This is a genomic window from Serratia sp. 2723 (assembly GCF_050434425.1).
GTDB lineage: Bacteria > Pseudomonadota > Gammaproteobacteria > Enterobacterales > Enterobacteriaceae > Chania.
Genome location: NZ_JBNDIN010000016.1, coordinates 18390 through 37132 on the forward strand (window position 1 = coordinate 18390; position 18743 = coordinate 37132).

19 protein-coding genes are annotated in these 18743 nt (G+C 51.9%); 9 read left to right on the forward strand and 10 right to left on the reverse strand.

Going from position 1 to position 18743, the window contains the following annotated elements:
- Positions 1 to 14: 14 nt before the first annotated feature.
- The 10 genes from ABIE29_RS20050 to ABIE29_RS20095 all read right to left on the reverse strand — a co-directional run bounded on the left by ABIE29_RS20050 (position 15) and on the right by ABIE29_RS20095 (position 10624).
- The gene (locus ABIE29_RS20050) at positions 15 to 1118 is read right to left on the reverse strand and encodes a hypothetical protein (RefSeq protein ID WP_429620652.1); all 1104 of its coding nucleotides are present in this window, start codon (positions 1116 to 1118) and stop codon (positions 15 to 17) included.
- A gap of 20 nt (positions 1119 to 1138) precedes the next feature.
- A complete protein-coding gene (locus tag ABIE29_RS20055; RefSeq protein WP_429620654.1) occupies positions 1139 to 2257 on the reverse strand; it encodes a hypothetical protein in 1119 nt (372 codons plus the stop codon).
- Positions 2258 to 2291: 34 nt separating this feature from the next.
- Positions 2292 to 4895, reverse strand: coding sequence for a fimbria/pilus outer membrane usher protein (locus ABIE29_RS20060; protein ID WP_429620656.1), 2604 nt, complete (start codon positions 4893 to 4895; stop codon positions 2292 to 2294).
- 16 nt (positions 4896 to 4911) lie between these two features.
- The gene (locus ABIE29_RS20065) at positions 4912 to 5676 is read right to left on the reverse strand and encodes a fimbrial biogenesis chaperone (RefSeq protein ID WP_429620658.1); all 765 of its coding nucleotides are present in this window, start codon (positions 5674 to 5676) and stop codon (positions 4912 to 4914) included.
- On the reverse strand, positions 5673 to 6392 hold the full coding sequence (locus tag ABIE29_RS20070; RefSeq protein WP_429620660.1) for a fimbrial biogenesis chaperone: 720 nt from the start codon (positions 6390 to 6392) through the stop codon (positions 5673 to 5675). Before ABIE29_RS20070 ends, ABIE29_RS20065 begins: the two co-directional genes overlap by 4 nt.
- A gap of 7 nt (positions 6393 to 6399) precedes the next feature.
- The gene (locus ABIE29_RS20075) at positions 6400 to 6966 is read right to left on the reverse strand and encodes a fimbrial protein (RefSeq protein WP_429620662.1); all 567 of its coding nucleotides are present in this window, start codon (positions 6964 to 6966) and stop codon (positions 6400 to 6402) included.
- The gene (locus ABIE29_RS20080; protein ID WP_429620664.1) at positions 6941 to 7657 is read right to left on the reverse strand and encodes a fimbrial biogenesis chaperone; all 717 of its coding nucleotides are present in this window, start codon (positions 7655 to 7657) and stop codon (positions 6941 to 6943) included. The genes ABIE29_RS20075 and ABIE29_RS20080 overlap by 26 nt, the downstream gene beginning before the upstream one ends.
- A gap of 59 nt (positions 7658 to 7716) precedes the next feature.
- Complete coding sequence (locus ABIE29_RS20085; protein ID WP_429620666.1) at positions 7717 to 8268, reverse strand: fimbrial protein; 552 nt, start codon at positions 8266 to 8268, stop codon at positions 7717 to 7719.
- 1086 nt (positions 8269 to 9354) lie between these two features.
- A complete protein-coding gene (locus tag ABIE29_RS20090) occupies positions 9355 to 9831 on the reverse strand; it encodes a hypothetical protein (RefSeq protein ID WP_429620668.1) in 477 nt (158 codons plus the stop codon).
- Positions 9824 to 10624: a winged helix-turn-helix domain-containing protein gene (locus tag ABIE29_RS20095; protein ID WP_429620670.1), complete on the reverse strand. Its 801-nt coding sequence runs from the start codon at positions 10622 to 10624 to the stop codon at positions 9824 to 9826. The genes ABIE29_RS20090 and ABIE29_RS20095 overlap by 8 nt, the downstream gene beginning before the upstream one ends.
- Positions 10625 to 11017: 393 nt before the next feature.
- Between ABIE29_RS20095 and ABIE29_RS20100 the strand changes: the two genes are divergently transcribed.
- The 9 genes from ABIE29_RS20100 to ABIE29_RS20140 all read left to right on the forward strand — a co-directional run bounded on the left by ABIE29_RS20100 (position 11018) and on the right by ABIE29_RS20140 (position 18738).
- The gene (locus ABIE29_RS20100; RefSeq protein ID WP_429620672.1) at positions 11018 to 11689 is read left to right on the forward strand and encodes a helix-turn-helix transcriptional regulator; all 672 of its coding nucleotides are present in this window, start codon (positions 11018 to 11020) and stop codon (positions 11687 to 11689) included.
- Positions 11690 to 11845: 156 nt separating this feature from the next.
- Complete coding sequence (locus ABIE29_RS20105; RefSeq protein WP_429620674.1) at positions 11846 to 12388, forward strand: fimbrial protein; 543 nt, start codon at positions 11846 to 11848, stop codon at positions 12386 to 12388.
- A 41-nt stretch (positions 12389 to 12429) separates the two neighbouring features.
- A complete protein-coding gene (locus ABIE29_RS20110; RefSeq protein ID WP_429620676.1) occupies positions 12430 to 13008 on the forward strand; it encodes a fimbrial protein in 579 nt (192 codons plus the stop codon).
- A gap of 17 nt (positions 13009 to 13025) precedes the next feature.
- Positions 13026 to 15560: an outer membrane usher protein gene (locus ABIE29_RS20115; RefSeq protein WP_429620678.1), complete on the forward strand. Its 2535-nt coding sequence runs from the start codon at positions 13026 to 13028 to the stop codon at positions 15558 to 15560.
- 14 nt (positions 15561 to 15574) lie between these two features.
- Complete coding sequence (locus tag ABIE29_RS20120) at positions 15575 to 16330, forward strand: fimbria/pilus periplasmic chaperone (RefSeq protein WP_429620680.1); 756 nt, start codon at positions 15575 to 15577, stop codon at positions 16328 to 16330.
- A gap of 74 nt (positions 16331 to 16404) precedes the next feature.
- Positions 16405 to 16839: a fimbrial protein gene (locus ABIE29_RS20125; RefSeq protein ID WP_429620682.1), complete on the forward strand. Its 435-nt coding sequence runs from the start codon at positions 16405 to 16407 to the stop codon at positions 16837 to 16839.
- Positions 16840 to 16853: 14 nt separating this feature from the next.
- The gene (locus ABIE29_RS20130; RefSeq protein WP_429620684.1) at positions 16854 to 17336 is read left to right on the forward strand and encodes a fimbrial protein; all 483 of its coding nucleotides are present in this window, start codon (positions 16854 to 16856) and stop codon (positions 17334 to 17336) included.
- A 9-nt stretch (positions 17337 to 17345) separates the two neighbouring features.
- Positions 17346 to 17876, forward strand: coding sequence for a fimbrial protein (locus ABIE29_RS20135; protein WP_429620686.1), 531 nt, complete (start codon positions 17346 to 17348; stop codon positions 17874 to 17876).
- Between the two features lie 67 nt (positions 17877 to 17943).
- Entirely contained in the window at positions 17944 to 18738 is a 795-nt protein-coding gene (locus ABIE29_RS20140) for a hypothetical protein (protein WP_429620688.1), read from the forward strand.
- Positions 18739 to 18743: the final 5 nt, after the last annotated feature.

The following is an 18743-nucleotide window of genomic DNA, read 5'->3' on the forward strand; positions in this document are numbered from 1 at the left end:
TTCTCCTGACCAGGTTAATTAAACGTCACCCGCATTTCGGCGGCGGCGCTAACGTCGCCGAGCGGCAGATCTTTGCCCCCAGAACACAGCCGCCAGGTCACCTGATTGTTGATACTGTGGCTGGTTTGCGCTTTGGTGATGTTGCCAATTTTTAGCAGGCTATCATCGAACGGCAGCCCGCTGGTGGTGGCGCAGTTCCCACTGCCGGTCACGCCGTTATCAATCTCGCCGGTGATATAGCCACCGCCCTGGCGCAGGGCTAAACGGGTCGGGGCTGATTGATACAGGCCGGTCAATGGCCGGAACTGCAGGTTGATGTTGGCATCGATAAAGTCTGAGGATTGCCCGCAACTGGTGATGAGTGGGTAGGATTGCACGCCCAGTTCGGTACCGGCCTGCGGATTTTTCATTACGTTGCCAAAGGTGATTGAAGTGGGGGTATTGACCGTACACTCAAGCGTAGATATGCGCAGCTTGATATTGGACGGGAGGATTGAGGCACTTCGATCCCCAGACGCTACCTCTGAGAAACTGGCGGCATACATCACCGGGACTGTTATTTCAGCAGCCTTCTGTTGGCCATCGGCAACCAGTACCCAGGTGCCTGATATGGTGGCTACACGTTCCTTGGAAACGGAATAGTAATATTCCTCGCTATTCATTGCTGGCGGCAGGCACCAGCTATAAGTATCAGGTGAGGTCAATTGATTTCCGTTGCTGCTTACCCCTTTGGTTTCTGGTAGCCCCAGTGTACCGGATAGTGAAACGAAATTGTTGCCGCGGGTGTAAAAGGCTGCCTGACCGCTGGCTCTGGGGACTAGCCCCACGCCTGGTGCTAGTTCTACTGCCGGAAAACCCGCAATGACCGTCAGAGCTCCAGTCTCTTGGCAGGTTGTCTTGCTTGAAGAGATAGACAATAGCCCGTATCTGATATTAAGGCGTGAGTGGTCCATAGGGCCACTTAAGCTGGCTTTAAACGGCAGGCCTTCCCACAGAATACCGGTACCTTTGCCAATAGTAATGGTTTCCGCCTGTGCGGTTGTTTGGCCCAGGTTGGCTAACAGCAGTATGCACAGAGCGCAGCTACGGTACGCTGGCGTATTGACTGCTTTTTTCACTTTACATTGTCCTGTCCAGGCTAATTAAACGTCACCAGCATTTCGGCGGCGGCGCTAACGTCGCCGAACGGCAGATCTTTGCCCCCGGAACACAAGCGCCAGGTCACCTGATTGTTGATACTGTGGCTGGTTTGCGCTTTGGTGATGTTGCCAATTTTTAGCAGGCTATTATCGAACGGCAGCCCGCTGGTGGTGGCGCAGTTCCCACTGCCGGTCACGCCGTTATCAATCTCGCCGGTGATATAGCCACCGCCCTGGCGCAGGGCTAAACGGGTCGGGGCTGATTGATACAGGCCGGTCAATGGCCGGAACTGCAGGTTGATATTGGCATCGATAAAGTCTGAGGATTGCCCGCAACTGGTGATCAGTGGGTAGGATTGCACGCCCAGTTCGGCCCCGGCCTGCCGGTTTTCCAGCACGCCACCAAAGGTGATTGAAGTGGGGGTATTGACCGTACACTCAAGCGTAGATATGCGCAGCTTGATATTGGACGGGAGGATTGAGGCAGTTCGATCCCCAGACGCTACCTCTGAGAAACTGGCGGCATACATCACCGGGACTGTTATTTCAGCAGCCTTCTGTTGGCCATCGGCAACCAGTACCCAGGTGCCTGATATGGTGGCTGTACGTTCCATGTCATCGTCATAGAAAAAAGTCTCGCCTTTCATTGCTGGCGGCAGGCACCAGCTATAAGTATCAGGTGAGGTCAATTGATTTCCGTCGCTGCTTACCCCTTTGGTTTCTGGTAGCCCCAGTGTACCGGATAGTGAAACGAACTTGCTGCCGTAGTAGGTGTAAAAGGTTGCCTGACCGCTGGCTCTGGGGACTAGCCCCACGCCTGGTGCTAGTTCTACTGCCGGAAAACCCGCAATGACCGTCAGAGCTCCAGTCTCTTGGCAGCTTATCTTGCTTGAAGAGATAGACAATAGCCCGTATTTGATAGTAAGGCTTTTGTGGACCATAGCGCCACTTAAGGTGACATTAAACGGCAGGCCTTCCCACAGAATACCGGTACCTTTGCCAATGGTAATGGTTTCCGCCTGTGCGGTTGTTTGGCCCAGGTTGGCTAACAGTAGTATGCACAGAGCGCGGCTACGGTGACATGTGGTATACGCTGGCGTATTGACTGCTTTTTTCACTTTATCTTGTTCCTACAGATTGGTTTGCGCATCGTTATCTGCCTGTTTCACAGCGTGCCGTCAGTTGGCGGATGGGGTTGCTGGCCGAAGGGGCGGCAATGCCGCTCAGATTGAAGCTGGCACGGCACTGCTGATGGTTAGCGTGCCCCCATTTCGCTGTCAGTGTGCCCTGTTCCGGTAGTCCACTCAGATACACCTGGCCCGCATCACCAACGATACCGGTATTGTTTTTTCCTGCCGGGGTATCCGCCACCGTAATCACCGTGCCGAATGGCAGGCTGGTATCCCCGCGTAGCAGCGTCACCAGCGCCTGGTAACCCACTCGAGTGTCAAACTTCGCCATGATGACGGCACCTTTGGTTGGGTAGACGTTAAGGCTTGATTGCGCCATATCCACATCCTCCGGCAGGGTAGTGGGGTTCAGACTGATGCTGTTGTTCTGGTAGTTCGCCAGATACGGCACCAGCGCGTAACCGCGGCTGTCGGTGCGGATGTTGCCGTTGAGTACCTCAACGCCGCCGGCGCCAGGCGCGCTGACCACCGCCACCGAATTGCCGAGCATGGGCCCCAGCGTCACGCCTTCCGGGTGCAGCAGCAGGCTACCGTTGCCGCTAAGGTTGAGTGAACGGAACTGGTTGCTGTAACTGTAACCCACATTGGCCTGGCCTTTACTACCTCGATAACCCATGTTCAACGTGCTGTTATCATTACCATTATGGTTCGACAAGCCCTGCATCAGGTTGTAGGAAAGGCGGTCATCCATGGCGTTACCACCGATCCCGGCCTGTTGTTGAACCTGGCCTTGATTGTTATGGGTGACCTGGTAGCTGGCATAGCTTTGGTTATTGGCAACCGCACTGCTAAATAGACTGACGGGGATCTGCACTGTCATTGATAGCTGGCGGTTTTCCGGCCAACTGCCGTCACCCTTGATGCGGTCAATGCTGTAGGCCATGCCGTAGCTCACACCGCGATAACTGCCGTTGTAACCAACGGAAACGGTGTTGTTCACTTGGCTGTTCCCCCAGTAATCGTTGCGTGAGGCCGATAGGTAAAGGGCTCCCCAAGAGTCCAACTGTTGGCTGATACGCAGCTGGAAATTGGAGCGTTGGCGTGTCAAAGCCCAGGGAACCTGCCCTGCGTTGAGTTCAAAACCCAGGCTGTTAAAGTCGGAGAAGGTGTAATAGTTGCGAGTGGAGTAGCGGTAGGCCGCGAGGTCTACCGAGGTCCCGGTGCTTAGCAGGCTTTTGGCATACCGTAACCGATACGAAGCGCCTCTTTGGCGTTCGTTTTGCCCAGCTAACTGAGCATCCGAGGTGGTGATGTCCGCCGATATGGCACCGAAGTCACCCAATGACAGGCCAGAGCCTGCTACCAGAGAGTGATAATCTGTGGCAACCAGCGCGCCGCCATACAGAGTGACGTTATACGGTAGCCCATACATGAATGTGCCCAACCCGAAGGCCGCCTCACGAGAGCTCTTGCTGATACCGCCGTTATAACGTCCGCTGGTGAGTTCATACTTGAGAGCGCCAGGGCGCTGCATCACCGGCAATGACGAAAAGGCCAGGGTTTGGCTGCGTACTGAGCCGTCTGCCTCGGTGATAGTGACCGTCAGGTCGCCCCCTTGGCTGCTCTGATACAGATCGTTGATACGAAACGGGCCCGGAGCCACATAAGTTTGATACACAATATTGCCGTTCTGGCTGACCGTCACCCGTGCGTTGCTTTGGGCAATGCCGGTAATCACGGGAGCAAAGCCGCGCAGGCTATTGGGCAGCATATCTTCGCTGGAATTCAGTTTGATGCCCCGGAAGGGAATGCTGTCGAACACGTCATTTCCGCTGCTGCTTTCACCCGCCAGGATCTCGGCGCGCCACGCTCGGATATCGTGTTGTAAATAGGTATCGGAGAATTGACTGCTCTGATAACGGCTTGAGGAACTTCCCCTACGGCTTTCATTTTGGGTATAGGTCATGGTGCTGCGCAGGCGCCACCCTTGGTAGTTGATCCCGCCAAGCAGGTTGGCGAACAGATTGCTCTGCTCGCTTTTGTCCATGCCGGACTGCGCGCGTTGCCAGTTACGGCTGCCGTTCAGGCTATAATTCAGCAACAGTGCAGGGACACCCTCGTCCCATTGTTCAGGATCGACGTAGTCCCGGGCATGTTGCTGCATGGCGACCTGCGGAATACTGATGTCCAGACGCAATTGGGCCAAATCGAAGCGTAACTGCGATTCAGGAATGAGCTTCACCAGGCTGGCGATGGGAGCCTCAGGCGGTAAGCCATCAAAGCTGGGCAGTGCCTGAGTATTTACGCCAAGCTTGTGGAGGAATGCGGGGGTAAGCTGCGGGAGCACCTGGCCTTGTGCATCTTTTTTGAATACCAGGCTGTGTTGCCCCTGTTCCGACCGATTCACCCACAGTGTCACCAGATAGCGCCCTTCAGGGGTCTGGCCGGAGGATTCAAACACGGTTAGATCGGTAGTGGCCAATTGGTTGCCCCCCAGCGCCAACAGGCCGGGATCGAAGTAGTCTCGGCCCCAGGCGGGTACGGCACCGGCCAGCAGCAAGGCACCGGCCAGGGAAGGTGAAAGACCTCGTGTAGCGGGCCTGTTTTTTATTGATGCTCTATCCATGATTTTTAGCACGTCCTTAAACATCCAATGTGGGCAAATCCTGCTGACAAACGGGAGTATTCCAACCATCCTCATCAATAAGTTGCCACTCGACATGGCCGCCGGTCCCGGTAGGTACGGTATAGCGTTGTTGTCCTTTCGGCGGCACCATCAAACGTAACGCGGGTTTTTCCAGCGCGACGTTGTCCATTTTCAATCGTGAAAAGGTGAGCCAATAGGGGGTAGGGTTTTCGGCAGTCAATACTTTGCCCGCGCGGTGAAAACGCAGTTGGCAGGCCACGTCGGCCACGGCGCGTTTGGCCAATCCCGCAGGGCGGTAGAACAACTTCATATTGCTGACTACCGTCACCGCCATCTGACCTACCGGTTGCGGTTGATCGTTTTGCGCCTGTGCGGGGATCGCTTTCATTGAGATAAAGAACACCGACTCGCGATCGGTCGGCAAAGGTTCACCGTTCCGGCGGATACGCAGTGTCAGTTCACTCTTGGCCTCTAAACGCGCCAGCGGTGGCGTGACAATAAACGGCATTTTCGCCTGTTCGCCCTCGCTCAAATCGACATCACCGGTCTGGCTATCGACCGGGCGCACCCGGGACTGCATCAGATAGGCGGCTGCGCTTTTGTTGTCTACCACCAAACTGACGCCTTGCTTGGCGCTTTCTGGGTAAATCACCCGCAGAACATAAAATGAGATCCCTGTGGCGTCGGGCGCTGCCGCTTGGGGAGCGGTCAAAAACGACAGGTTGCACAGCAGCAATATCGCTTGGGCAAGGTATTTCATGCGGGGAGGTCCTCTGGTGATGACAGGGTCTGCTGGCATGGCGCAGATAAGCCGCCAAAATCGGTAATGGTTTGCCAAACGGCTTGCCTGGTCGACGGACTGACTGGATACGCCTGTGCGCTCATTGGGGCAATCATCGTCGGCTGGGTATCCAGATCGATAAGCTGGCCATCGAACTTCAGTGAAGCAAACGTGAGAAAATAGGGGGTCGGGTTGTCAATGCGCACCCCTGCTGCCGTAGGCGTCAATCGCAACCGGCAACTCGCGTCCTGCGGTGCGATTTTGAGGCCCTCAGGGCGGTAAAACAGTTTGATGGCAAAGCGAAACCCCATCGATAAGTGCGCCTCTGCCAGTGCTGCCTGTTTCTGTGCGGGGATCGCTAATACCGAAAGGTAAAACAGCGATTCCCGATCCGTGGGCAATGCCTGATCCTGCTTGAGGATGCGCAGTAATTGCTTGCGCTCAGAGCCGAGCTGAAACAGCGGCGGCGTGACGATAAACGGCGTTGGTGCCTGGTCGTCGAGCGCGCGTTGGATACGGCTTTGGATCAGAAAATTTTGTGTGCCGCTATTTTTAACCGTGACGGCTTGCGCCTTATCCGCAGCGGAAAACACCACCCGGGTCTGGTTTAAACTGATGCCGCCGTCGGCTATCGCCATTGGCCCGATAAAGGTAAATAGCAGTAGTGCGAGACAGGAATAGCAGGCAGATGACATGGCAACCTCAGCGGTAGGCAAATGTAAAGGTGATACGGGCGATAACCTTGCCCGGTTTCACCGTTGCGCAACCGGTACTGCCACCACAACTGATGCCAGCAAAAAACGGCAGGTCTTGATTGACCGGTATCTGCCCCACGGCCGCCAAGGGGTAAGTGTCGGCAGGTTTGACCTCGGTACTGTTGTAACTTGGCATGTTGGCACCTTGTACCAACATCACTCCGCTCCCACCGGCACTGGAGTCGCTGCTGCGAAACAGCCATTTACCATCCTGGGTCATGCCCTCACCGCTGACCGTAATCATCGGCTGTAGGCCCGCAGTTGCGACACCGTCACAGTTGCCAGCCTTGAGGGTAAAAGGCTGTGAGTTGAGCAGCACGCCGCTACGCAAACGTGCCTGGGACATCTCGTCCAGCGGCAGTACGCTTTTATCCAGGCTTAGGGAACAGGTGCCTGCCATGATCGTTGCGGAAAAGTTCAGTGTTACGGCGGGGGCCGTTCTGCTGGTTAACCCGGCAACCATAGCGAGTGAGACGAGGGATACCTGCTTAAGGCAGAGCCTGTTTAAACGCATCAACGCCTCCCTGATCGTTAATGGTTTGCCAGTCAATGGCCCCACTTTTAGCCGTGGTGGGATAGATATGGGAACCGAATGGCGCAATCATCAGCGCGGCTGGCGTATCCAACTTAAGCCGTTGCCCGGCAAAGGTCAGGCTGGCCAGGCTGACAAAATAAGGGGATGGGTTACTGACCTGAAGCCCGTTATTGACACGGGTGAAGCGCAGGTTTTTTTGTGCTGAACCCGAATCTGATGGTAGCTCTGCAGGGCGATAAAACAGCTTGATGATGTTGCCGACGCCAAATTGGGCGGTGGCACTCACGTTGGCGCTCTGTTGGCTGGCGGTCGGTTCGGCTGCGGCCGGGATCGCCATGGCCTGGAAATAGAATACCGACTCGCGATCTTTGGGCAATGATGCGTCATTACCGGTAATGCGGACCTGATTCTCGCTCTTGGCTTCCAGCCGAAAAACCGGTGGTGTTACCGTAAATGGGGCGGCATCACGACTATTTGGGTTCAGGCTTACCGCAGTCTGTACCAGATAAGGCAAGGCGGGCTGGGTATTACGAAGCGTGACGGCAATGCTACCTGCTCCCTGCGGGTAGATAAGCCGGGTGGCATTAATGCCAAATCCATCCGCCAATACGGCGGATGAACTACACAGCAGCGCCATTAGGACGGGAAAAAATAGTGTTAGGCGCGTCATTTATTGCCCCTTGGTATAAAAAAATGGCAGGCGGCCGCAGCCACCTGCCCTGAGGTAAATCAGTTATAGGAGAAAGCAAACAGGATCGGTGCCTTGACGGCGCCAATGTTGGTTTTGTCCGCGCTGGTGGAGGCCAGGCCCACCTGCATGCTCAGCGTTTTGGCATTAAAATCGCCAGCAGCTGGCGTTGCGCCTGCGGTAGCGACCAGGAGCTTTTCACCGCTCTTGATATAGACGTTTGGCTTGCTAACTTCGCTCAGCATGATGCCGGTATTGGTACCGGTGGAGTTGAAGACATTTGGGTTGGCAGCCAGCGTTTGGCCGGTAACGACCAGGTTGGCAGTATCGGCAGCCGCAACAGGGGCTTCACAGTTGTTCAGGCCCACGGTGAATTGTTTCTGGCTGGAAGCGATAGGGGTCAATACTCCGGTAAATTGCTTTGGTGAAAAGTTACCCAGATCCAGGCTGTTGGTAGACAGTGAAATGTCACAGGTGGCAGCAACCACGTTGGCCGTTACGGTTAATTGGCTGTTAGTTGACGCTTGGGTATTGCCAGCTACGGCCAGTAAAACCAATGCAGCCGGAGCCAGGGTGAAGATTGATTTACGCATGAGTGCTATTCCTTTAGATATGATGTGGCTTATTAAAAACGAGTTAATGCTTGACATACTTACAGTTATTTCTGCTCAGAAATAACTGGATGTATATCGATTGATGGGGTCGAGCTTATTTACTTTAGCGCTCACTAGAGGCTATTTACTTCAGAAGGTGACTCACCCTTACGTTCGTTTTCAATAATTTCAAAATATGCGATGGTTGTCAAAATGTTGATATTGCGCATGGTTTTATTTTAAGCGATTGATTTGTTTCTATAATTATTTAATTTTTGGCTTTTTGTTGTAAAAATATTAGTTTTTAATTTTATTAATTTTTGTTTTAATGGGTTTTTATTCTGTTTTTATGTGTTGTTTTTGTTTTTTATTCTTTATTTTTGTATTTTTTTAGGTGGCGGTGGGGGTGGGAGCGTTTGCAGGCTATAATATAATAAAAAATTATGGAAATTATCTGAATTAAGTGGGTGTGTACCGATTTAATTATGTTGCGGGGAGGCAGATTGAAGAGTAATTATGTCACTATTACGCTCATGGAATGAAATACAGGGGTTTTACATTTACCATGGCTTTGTTGAATAAAGCGAAATTCAGCTTGCAATCAGGATCAGATCACCACATTCCTGAACTTGTAGCGGTATCCCGCAGCAAAACAAAAAGTTAAAATCAGCAACTGGGTAGCCTACAACAAGGCTATAGTCAATCAAGGCTCGCTCACCCTGCATCTCAATCAATTCAACATCAAAAATCTGTAGCAGCAAAAACTCGCAAACAGAACGTCACTCTGACGCTGGCAGGTCACTATTGGGTGAGGAAGTGTGTCGTCTGGATAAGCTACGTGGGATCATCAAGGCCGCGCAGGACTTTATGTTTGATGGTTTTTGAGGGCGAACGCCATGCCCCCATCCTGATGGATGGGGGCATGGCATGTCACAGATTGACTCCTATGCCTGGCTTCAGCACCGGTCTAGCTCCCTCATTTTTTGGGAGAGGGCGAGCCCAGCGTTAAAGTGTGGCCTCAACAAAGCGAAACCCGTTAACGTCAAACTGCCCTTTGCTGGTTACCTATCTCCGTATCGCAACATTTCAGCTACGCGCACAGTAAAATGATGGCACCTGACCGGTAGAAAAAACATACCCTTCTTTAGATGCCGGGTAAGCGGAGAAGTCGAATTTCAGCCCCTGCTGCAGGTAAAAGAGCGGGAGGTAACGGGCGATATCTTCGGTGTTACTGTTGTCAGCCGGTGTGGTCACCGCCGAGATTGATTTTAGGTGATAAATGTGTTTTATGTTATTGAAATTAAAATAATTCTTCCTGCTGATGCTTGTGGTCTTGTTGCCCTGCTTAAGGGTTCCCTTCAGAGTGGCAATACCTTTATTACCTTGGAAGATAAAGTTGACCGCGAGGGCCAGTTCTACATCATCTTTGTGAACCAGTAGCATGGCTTCGCAGCTATAATGTGTTTGCTGATATTGGCTATAGAAGTGGCATGCCCCCAGCGCGAGCAGCAGGAACAGCAAAGAGAGTAGTGTAAATACGCCGAACAGTCGGGGCTTATTCATTATGCTGCCACTCCAGATAATATTCAGAAATACAGATATTCTTAACACCTGAAGAAAATGGCCACTCGCAGCGAATGACTGAGGCGCGTGGAACCAGTGGGTTGGCGGTAAAATAGACAACTTCCTGCTTTTCGCAGGTGAAGTTGTGCTGCGCAATAAATTGCATGTAGGACTGCAACGATGTCTGGCTCTCGTGGAGATAGACCGAACACTGCTCTATATTCCCTACGAAGTTAAAATTAGAGAAGAAATTCTTTTCCTCTGAGTTATGCCATGCAACAAACAGGGCAATACCGATACAAAAAGAGAGGCTAAGCAACATTGCCCATACATGGCGAGATCGAGAGGATACTTTTTTATCCACTTCGCCAGCTATTGGCAGTTGGTTTTCTTCCTCAACAGGGATTTCTTCGGTTGAGTCTGTACTCATCATATGCGGTGTTATTTTTTCTACCGGAACCATTGAAGGAACGGTAAGACCCTGGCGGGGTACTGTTTTTATCACTGCTTGTTCATATCCAGCAAGCTTTAACCCTTTACGTAACATAAGGATGTTTTGGTAAAAGGTATTGTTAGATACCTCTAAACCATTTTTTTGCCATCCGGCTTCAAACAGATCCCGCTGCGGAACCAGTTCACCTTGTTGGCTTAATAACAGTTGAAAGCAGCGTGAGGCTGCGATAAATAGCGTGATTTTCTCACCGTTGACTCGAGAGTAAAGCAAGTTTTCCTCTGGCCAAAACTCAACGCTGTCACCGATGAGATAATAATAACCGTTACAGTTACTAGACATTCCTTTTACTTCCTTGTTAAAAATCACGAGCGTTATTAAAACAAATATTAACGGTTGGCATTCAATTTATTAAATAAGATTTTTCTTGTTGGTTGTTAAAGCGCCACCGTTTAACCGCTAGGATCCAGCCTGTTCCTAATCCTGTGCTATAAAACTTACCAAGAATTTTCTGATTAGTAAATTGATTAATGTCGATTAATGTTCAAATATACCGCTCTAGGTATCTTCTTAAGGTTTATTGATCTTAAGCTAAATTTTTTGCAATCCAATGATTTTATTGATTTTTTTATATGACTTAAATGAAATTTCATGGATTGATATAAATTGATTATGGTATTGGGGAGTCTGTCGCTAACATGCATCCAACTTTTCAGCGATAGTGGCGGGAAGCAGATGTACGATAGCCGATATGGATTTGGCGATAAGTTTAGTCGTGTTATGGATGACGGGCACAGTGTGAGCGGATATGATTTTGATTATCATACTGATGATATTAGTGAAATCTCGTTCCATATCTCCAGCAACAATAGCTACTTTTTACAGGGTATCAGATGTAGCTTGCTTAACTTACAGCAGCAACACGGTCATATTGCCTTCGAGCATACGATATCGGATGGTTCGGCTCGCAGTGCATTACTGATTAGTGAGATGATGCGTGAAAAGAAAAGCCGAACGTTGATGGTGGTGATCGCCAGTACTGCGTTATTGAATATATTGTCGCTAAGCATTGAGCAACGCTACAGAGATCGGGTTGTTTTTATCGCGACCAATGAGTGCTCTAATGCACTATTGGCACAGATTGCCGATTCGCCGAATACGACATGGGCAAAGCGCGACAGGTTTATCCCGAAAGGGACACTGGCTGCGTTAAGCAACAGAGAAAAACGGATTTGTTATTATCTTTTTCGCGGTTATACGCCAAAAATGATCGGTGCGATTTTAGGGATTAATATTAAAACGGTCAGCAGTCATCGCGTGTCCGTTATGAAGAAAATTGGTTGCACCAATAAGATAGGTTTATATAAGACCTTGCGGGTCTATTACGGCACCAGTGTAGAAGGCTGACCGTTATAACTTACCTTGAGTGACCGAAGTATAAAAATGAAGCTCGTCCCCATTGGATAATGGGCGAGCGCTTCATGTTTTGCAGTGCCCAGACCATGTTTGACATGGATGGTTATTAGTTGTTTATATCAATTTATTTAATAAAGGAATAGAAATATGAAACTGAACAAATTCATGGTTGCCGCAATCGCTTTGGGTTTTGTTTCTGCTGCCAATGCGGTATCGACGGACGCGGGCCATGGCACAATCGAATTCTACGGTTCCATCATTGATGCACCTTGCTCTATCGCCCCAGGCGATGACAACCAGCGTATCCCAATGGGTGAGATCTCTAAATCTACACTGGAAGGGGGTAATACATCTATCCCTGAAAACTTCTACATCCACCTGGAAAACTGTGATGCAACTGCCCTTACCAAGGTAACAGCTACCTTCACTGGTCCAGGTTCTGCGGGTAACGCTGAGCTGTTTGGTATCACCGGTACTGCTAAAGGCGCTAGCCTGGCTATCACCGACGGTAGCGGCACGCTGATCAAAGCGGGTCAACCAACTGCTCCACAGCTCATCCAGGATCAAACCAACATCCTGAACTTCTCTGCTTACCTGCAGGGCGACATGGGTGTAGACGGTAAAACTCCTGCAGAAATCGTCCCAGGTGACTTCAGCACCACCACTACCTTTACCCTGGCTTATCAGTAAGTTTTAACCGGTCAAGCGGTCACACATGCGGGGAAACCCGCATGTTTATTCTTAATGTCATGGTGTCGAAGGGAATTAACGGCGTGAACAAAATGGAATATATCGTGGCGAGCTGCCTGCTCAGCGCTCTGTTTTGCGTAACCGCAACAGCGGATACGTTTATGGGACGGGGCCGTGTCGTCATGGAGGGCAGCATTATTGAAACTGCCTGCGCCATTGAGATGAACAGCCGTCAGCAAATTATTGAGATGATCACCGTTCCTGCGTCACAGATTGCTCAGGATGGGCAGGGTATCGCTAGACCTTTTGTCATCCGTTTAATTAACTGCACCCTGCCACGCTTCGATCCCTCCATGCCCGATTGGCAGGCATTCCGCGTTACCTTTGATGGTTTGAAGGATGGCGCTTTACTGGGTATTGAAGGCGAGGCCCAAGGCATTGGGCTACAGATCAAAGACCAATCAGGCAACATCGTAATACCTGGCGTCGCTATGCCCCTGGCAGAGTTAAGCTCAGGAGATAAGCTGCTGCAATACACCATAAATCTGTTGCCGAATCACCAGATACTGCGAGCCGGTGAGTATCGTTCCACCGTGCGTTTCAAGATGGATTATTACTGATAAACGGAATTTTATCGATGGCCAAACCTGTTGCGAACTCTACTTTCCGGCTGCGCGGATTGTGGGTCTGTATTGCTTTATCGCTGGGAAGCCCGGTTTATCTTACTCATGCCGCAGATGATATCCAGTTCAATACCGATGTATTGGATATTAAAGATCGGGAAAATCTCGATCTCAGTCATTTCTCCCGTGGCGGTTATATCATGCCAGGGGCTTACACTATGGCGGTGTTTCTCAACCGGCAGCAAATAGCGGAGCATTCAATCACCTTCGCGCCATCTAAAGCAGACCCTAAAAGCAGTGTACCTTGCCTGACGCCTGAACTGATCGAGCTGTTTGGCCTGAGAGACAGCGTGCTCAAGGATATTGTCTGGGAAGACGATCGGCAATGTCTCGATCTGCAAAGCATCCCAGGATTGACGGTACAGGGCGATTTGGCGACTTCGTCCCTGCAACTTACCGTGCCACAAGCCTATCTTGAATACAGCTCCGAGGATTGGGATCCGCCTTCCCGTTGGGATAACGGCATTGCTGGTGCGTTGTTTGACTATAACCTGAATTTCCTGACCACGCGCCAGAAGCACCAGGGTCAGGCCTATAGCCTGAGTGGTAATGGGACCACCGGGGCCAACTTTGGCCCTTGGCGTCTGCGCGCCGATTGGCAGTTGCAGATGAAGAATCAGTCTGGCAGCAACAGCGAAAATAGCCTGGATTGGAGCCGGTATTACGCTTATCGCGCCTTACCCAAGCTACTTGCCCGCCTGACTTTGGGGGAGAATTTTCTCGATTCCGATATTTTCGACAGTTTCCGTTTCACCGGCGTTACGCTGAATACCGATGACAACATGCTGCCACCTAACTTACGCGGCTATGCCCCGGAAGTGACTGGCGTCGCCAAAAGCAATGCCAAGGTGACCATTAGCCAACAGGGCCGCGTGTTGTATGAAACTCAGGTCGCTCCAGGCCCGTACCGTATTCAGGATTTGAATGACGCGGTTTCCGGCCAACTGCAGGTTCGCGTTGAGGAGCAGGATGGCAGCGTGCAGGAGTTCTCTGTGAACACCGCCAGCATCCCTTATCTGACCCGTCCAGGTTCGTTGCGCTATAAGCTCGCGGCAGGGCGTCCGACCGATTTGAAGCACAACGTCACCGGGCAACTGTTCTCCACCGGCGAATTCTCCTGGGGGGTCAGTAACGGCTGGTCACTGTACGGTGGTGGCGTGGGGAGCGACGACTATAACGCGTTGGCGCTGGGGGTTGGCCGCGATCTGATGATGCTGGGTGCACTGTCGTTCGATGTCACGCAGTCCCGTGCTAATTTGCCGCAGGAGGGATCGCTGTTTGGTAATTCTTACCGCCTCAGTTATTCCAAACGGTTTGACGATTATGACAGCCAGGTGACTTTTGCCGGCTACCGCTTCTCTGAACGCAACTTCATGAACATGAGCGAATTTTTGGACGCTCGGACTAGCGGTACCCGCACCCAGAGCAGCAAGGAGATGTATACCGTTACGTTCAATAAGCAATTTGTCGATCTGGGCCTGAGCACTTTTCTCAATTACAGCCACCAGACCTATTGGAATGACAGTGCCAACGATCATTATAACCTGTCGCTGGCGAGATACTTCGATCTGGGCAAGTTCAAGGATCTTAACCTCTCGTTGACGGCCTATCGTAACAAATTTAACGGCACCAACGACGACGGCGTGTATCTGGCGCTCACCATTCCCTGGGGTTACTCCAGTTCCCTCACTTACAGCGGGTCATGGGATCGCAATGATAATACCCACCAGGTGGGCTATTTCGGCCGTGTGAATGACGCCGACTCCTATCAGATCAGTGCAGGCAGTGCTCGCCAAGGCGCGGTTGCCAGCGGTTACTACACCCACTTGGGCAACGACGCGCAGGTGAGTGCCAACGCGGGTTATCAATCTGGGCGCTCCAGTTCTCTGGGCCTGATGCTGCAAGGTGGGGTGACGGCGACAGGGGAGGGTGTGGCCATGCATAGGATTGGCATGCCTGGCGGAACGCGCATTTTATTGGATACCGACGGGGTCGCAGGCGTTCCCGTGCGTGGCTATGGTGCCACCACCTTATCCAACCGCTTTGGTAAAGCAGTGGTGTCCGATCTCAACAGCTACTACCGCAGCCAGGTCAGCATCGATCTGAACGCGCTGGACGACAAGACCGAAGCGATCAGTTCGGTGCAGCAGGCGACATTGACCGAAGGGGCGATTGGTTTGCGCCGGTTTGAAGTGGTTGCCGGTGAAAAAGCGATGGCGGTGATTCGTCTGGTTGATGGGTCATCACCGCCTTTCGGTGCCACGGTACAAAATAGCAAGAAACGGGACGTTGGTATTGTCAACGATGACGGCAGCGTATACCTGAGCGGTATTCAGCCTGGAGCCAGGATGACCACCAATTGGAATGGCATCACCCAGTGCGAAATAACGCTGCCAATGCATATCCCACAGAACGGAACACAGAATTTACTGCTGCCTTGCCGGCCAATCGCCGCTGGGGATAACCCGGTAACGGAAAACAGAAGTTGAACGGAAAAAGACTGATGAAATTAACGACAACACATTTATTAACCGCTGGCGCATTGCTGCTGGCCATCTTTACCTCACAGGCCAATGCGGCGATTGCCCTGGATCGTACCCGGGTGATTTATAACGCTTCCAGCAAGTCTGTCAGCATGAGCGTCAGCAATGAAAACAAGCACCTGCCTTATCTGGCCCAGGGGTGGATTGAGGATGAGCAGGGTAATAAGATCACCAGCCCGCTGATCGTTCTGCCTCCGGTTCAGCGTATTGAGCCCGCGGCTAAAAGCCAGGTGAAAGTTCAGGGGTTGCCCGCTTTACAACAATTACCGCAGGATCGTGAATCGCTGTTTTATTTCAACCTGCGTGAAATCCCACCGCGCAGTGACAAGCCGAACACGCTGCAAATTGCGCTGCAAACCCGCATTAAACTGTTCTATCGCCCACAGGCGATTGAACCGACCAAGGAGCAGATGAGTACGCCATGGCAGGAACAAATGACGCTGACACGTCAGGGCGATCGCTATGTGGTGAACAACCCGACGCCGTATTACATCACCATTATTGAGGCTAGCACCACTAAAGGTGGCCAGGGTGCCAAAGGGTTTGTTCCGGTGATGGTCCCCCCTAAATCCAATGCACCGCTAAGTGCCAGCGCCAGTGCTTTAGGCAGCGCGCCGGTGCTGACCTACGTGAATGACTTCGGCGGTCGCCCAGAACTTATTTTCCGCTGTGCTGGCGATACCTGTCAGGCAGAACCTGGCAAACGTAACTCATAGCCTACGCGCAACGGAGGTGAACTATGCCGTGGAAAACGTCGACGGGATTTGTAGGCTTGATACTGGTTTTGGGCATGTCATCAGCCGTTGCTGAGACGACCAACCTGACTATCACGGGCAATATTTTACTGCCGCCGCCCTGCGTGATTAACGGGGATCAAACCATCACGGTAGATTTTACCAATGAGGTGATGACGACCCGGGTTGATGGTATCAACTACCGCCAACCGGTGCCTTACACGTTGGAATGCTCGGCAGGCAATACCAACGCGTTAAAAATGCAGATCCAGGGCATGGACGCCGGTTTTGCCGGCGCTCTGCAAACCTCGAAAGGCGATCTGGGGATTGCCTTATCGAGTGACAACCAGGCAATGCCAGTGAATAGCTGGCTAAATTTCACGTTGCCGGATCAGCCAAAGCTGTTTGCCACTTTAGTGAAGCGTCCAGGGACCACCCTCACCGCTGGCTACTTTACGTCGGCAGCCACGATGGTGGTCGACTACCAGTGAAACGGGAGAAAGGAATGAGATCGGTTGCAGGGATGTCACTATTGCTATCGTTTGCTCTGCTGGCCATAAGCCCGTCGCAAGCGGCAGAAAATATGAGCTTTAGCGGTACGTTGATTGAGCCGCCCCCTTGTCTGGTGAACAACGACAAAGACATCGATGTGCCTTTTGACAGGATCGGCGTCAATAGCGTTGATGGGGTGAAGCACCGCCGGAAAGTTGATTACGTGCTGGACTGTACGGCGGGGCCTGCCTGGAGCATGGTGCTGACGCTGAACGGCCCGGTCGCTGCCTTTGAGACAGCAACGCTGCAGACCAACATTGCCAATCTGGGCATCAAGCTGTACCAGAACGGCCAGCCGTTTGAGCTCGGTACGCCTATCGCTGTTGACCCGCTCAATCCACCGTTGCTAGAAGCTGTACCGGTTAAAAAACCGGGCACCGAGCTGACAGAAGACACGTTTGAAGTCACGGCGACGCTGCTTGCGGATTACCAATAAGGAGCTGATATGCGGCAAATACTGAGATATCTATGCGCCACCGTCGCTCTGCTTGCTCTGAGCCAGGGCGTTCAGGCGGCAAACATGCGCTTACACGGCACGCTGGTGGCGGAACCTTGCATTATCCCCCCGGGTGAGGAAACTGTTCAACTGGACTTTGGCACGGTTATCGACAAGCAGTTGTATTACAACGAAAAAACCACCAGTAAGGAGTTCAAACTGCACTTGAGCAACTGCGACCTGACGTTGGGCAGCTCGGTGCAGGTCATGTTTACCGGAGTGGAAAATCCCGCATTGACGGGATTACTGGCGCTGGATGCCTCCAGCCAGGCATCGGGCATCGGTATTGGTATTGAGTTAGAAAATGGCTCTCCTTTGCCATTGAACAAGTTAGGCGCTCATCGTTACCCGTTAGCGGCAGGGGACAACTATCTGCGCATGATGGCCTATGTGCAAGGCGAGCCAGATGCGATTACCAACAAAACCATTAACCGCGGCCCTTTCAGTGCCAGCATGACCTTTGCATTGACCTATGACTAAGGGCTGACGCCGTTTGGCCTCGGTGAAGGGGCTAATCAGCAACAGCGTGGAGCAATAAGGAACAGAGATGAAGTTAATAGGGACAGCACTGCTTAAAAAAACCACCGTGATTATCGGCCTGCTGATGCCCGTAGTCGGTTACGCCCAAGGGATAGACGTAAGCTGGTCGGGGCCAAAGCAATTGACCATTAGTGCCCAGCCTGATGGGCTCGGTAGCTACACCACGTGTAAAGCCGGCACTACAATTAACTTTTACGCTATATTGGGTACTTCTACGGGGATGTACCAACGCTGGATTGCGTCAGGTAAGGGGGTGGCAAGTGGCTACTGTGGTGACCTTTTGGCAACGCTACTCCCTATCACGTATACCTTGCAAGGCGATGATCAGTATTTCTTCGGACTGGGTAGAGAAAATGGCAAACGTCCTCCTGATGGTCCGTCTCTGAACGTTTCTCTCGAGTTTAGCAATGGAACCGGTGACGCCTGGAAACCTCAGCCACCACCAGGCCCCGCCTGTTCACTGACTGGCACTTCGGTAGACATCAGCTATGGGGATATTCAGGCCGATAGCGTGCCAGGATTGAAAAAAAGCTCGGACTTGTACATTAAATGCAATTCCAGCGCCACGGTCAAGGTGACGGTGAGTGGCTACACGACTTCTACCGGTATCCGGCTACGTGCGGATGGCTCGCTGGCGGCGGATTTGTTTGTGCGTGACCAGCCAGCCAATGTCGGCACCCTTGAAAAGATCGCTGCCAACCAAACGATGGCCGTACCCATCTCTTCGGTACTGAAGGTTAACGGCAATCTGGCGGGGGGGGCATTTCATGGCTCGGCAGTGATTAATATGGATATCCTTTAACGTTC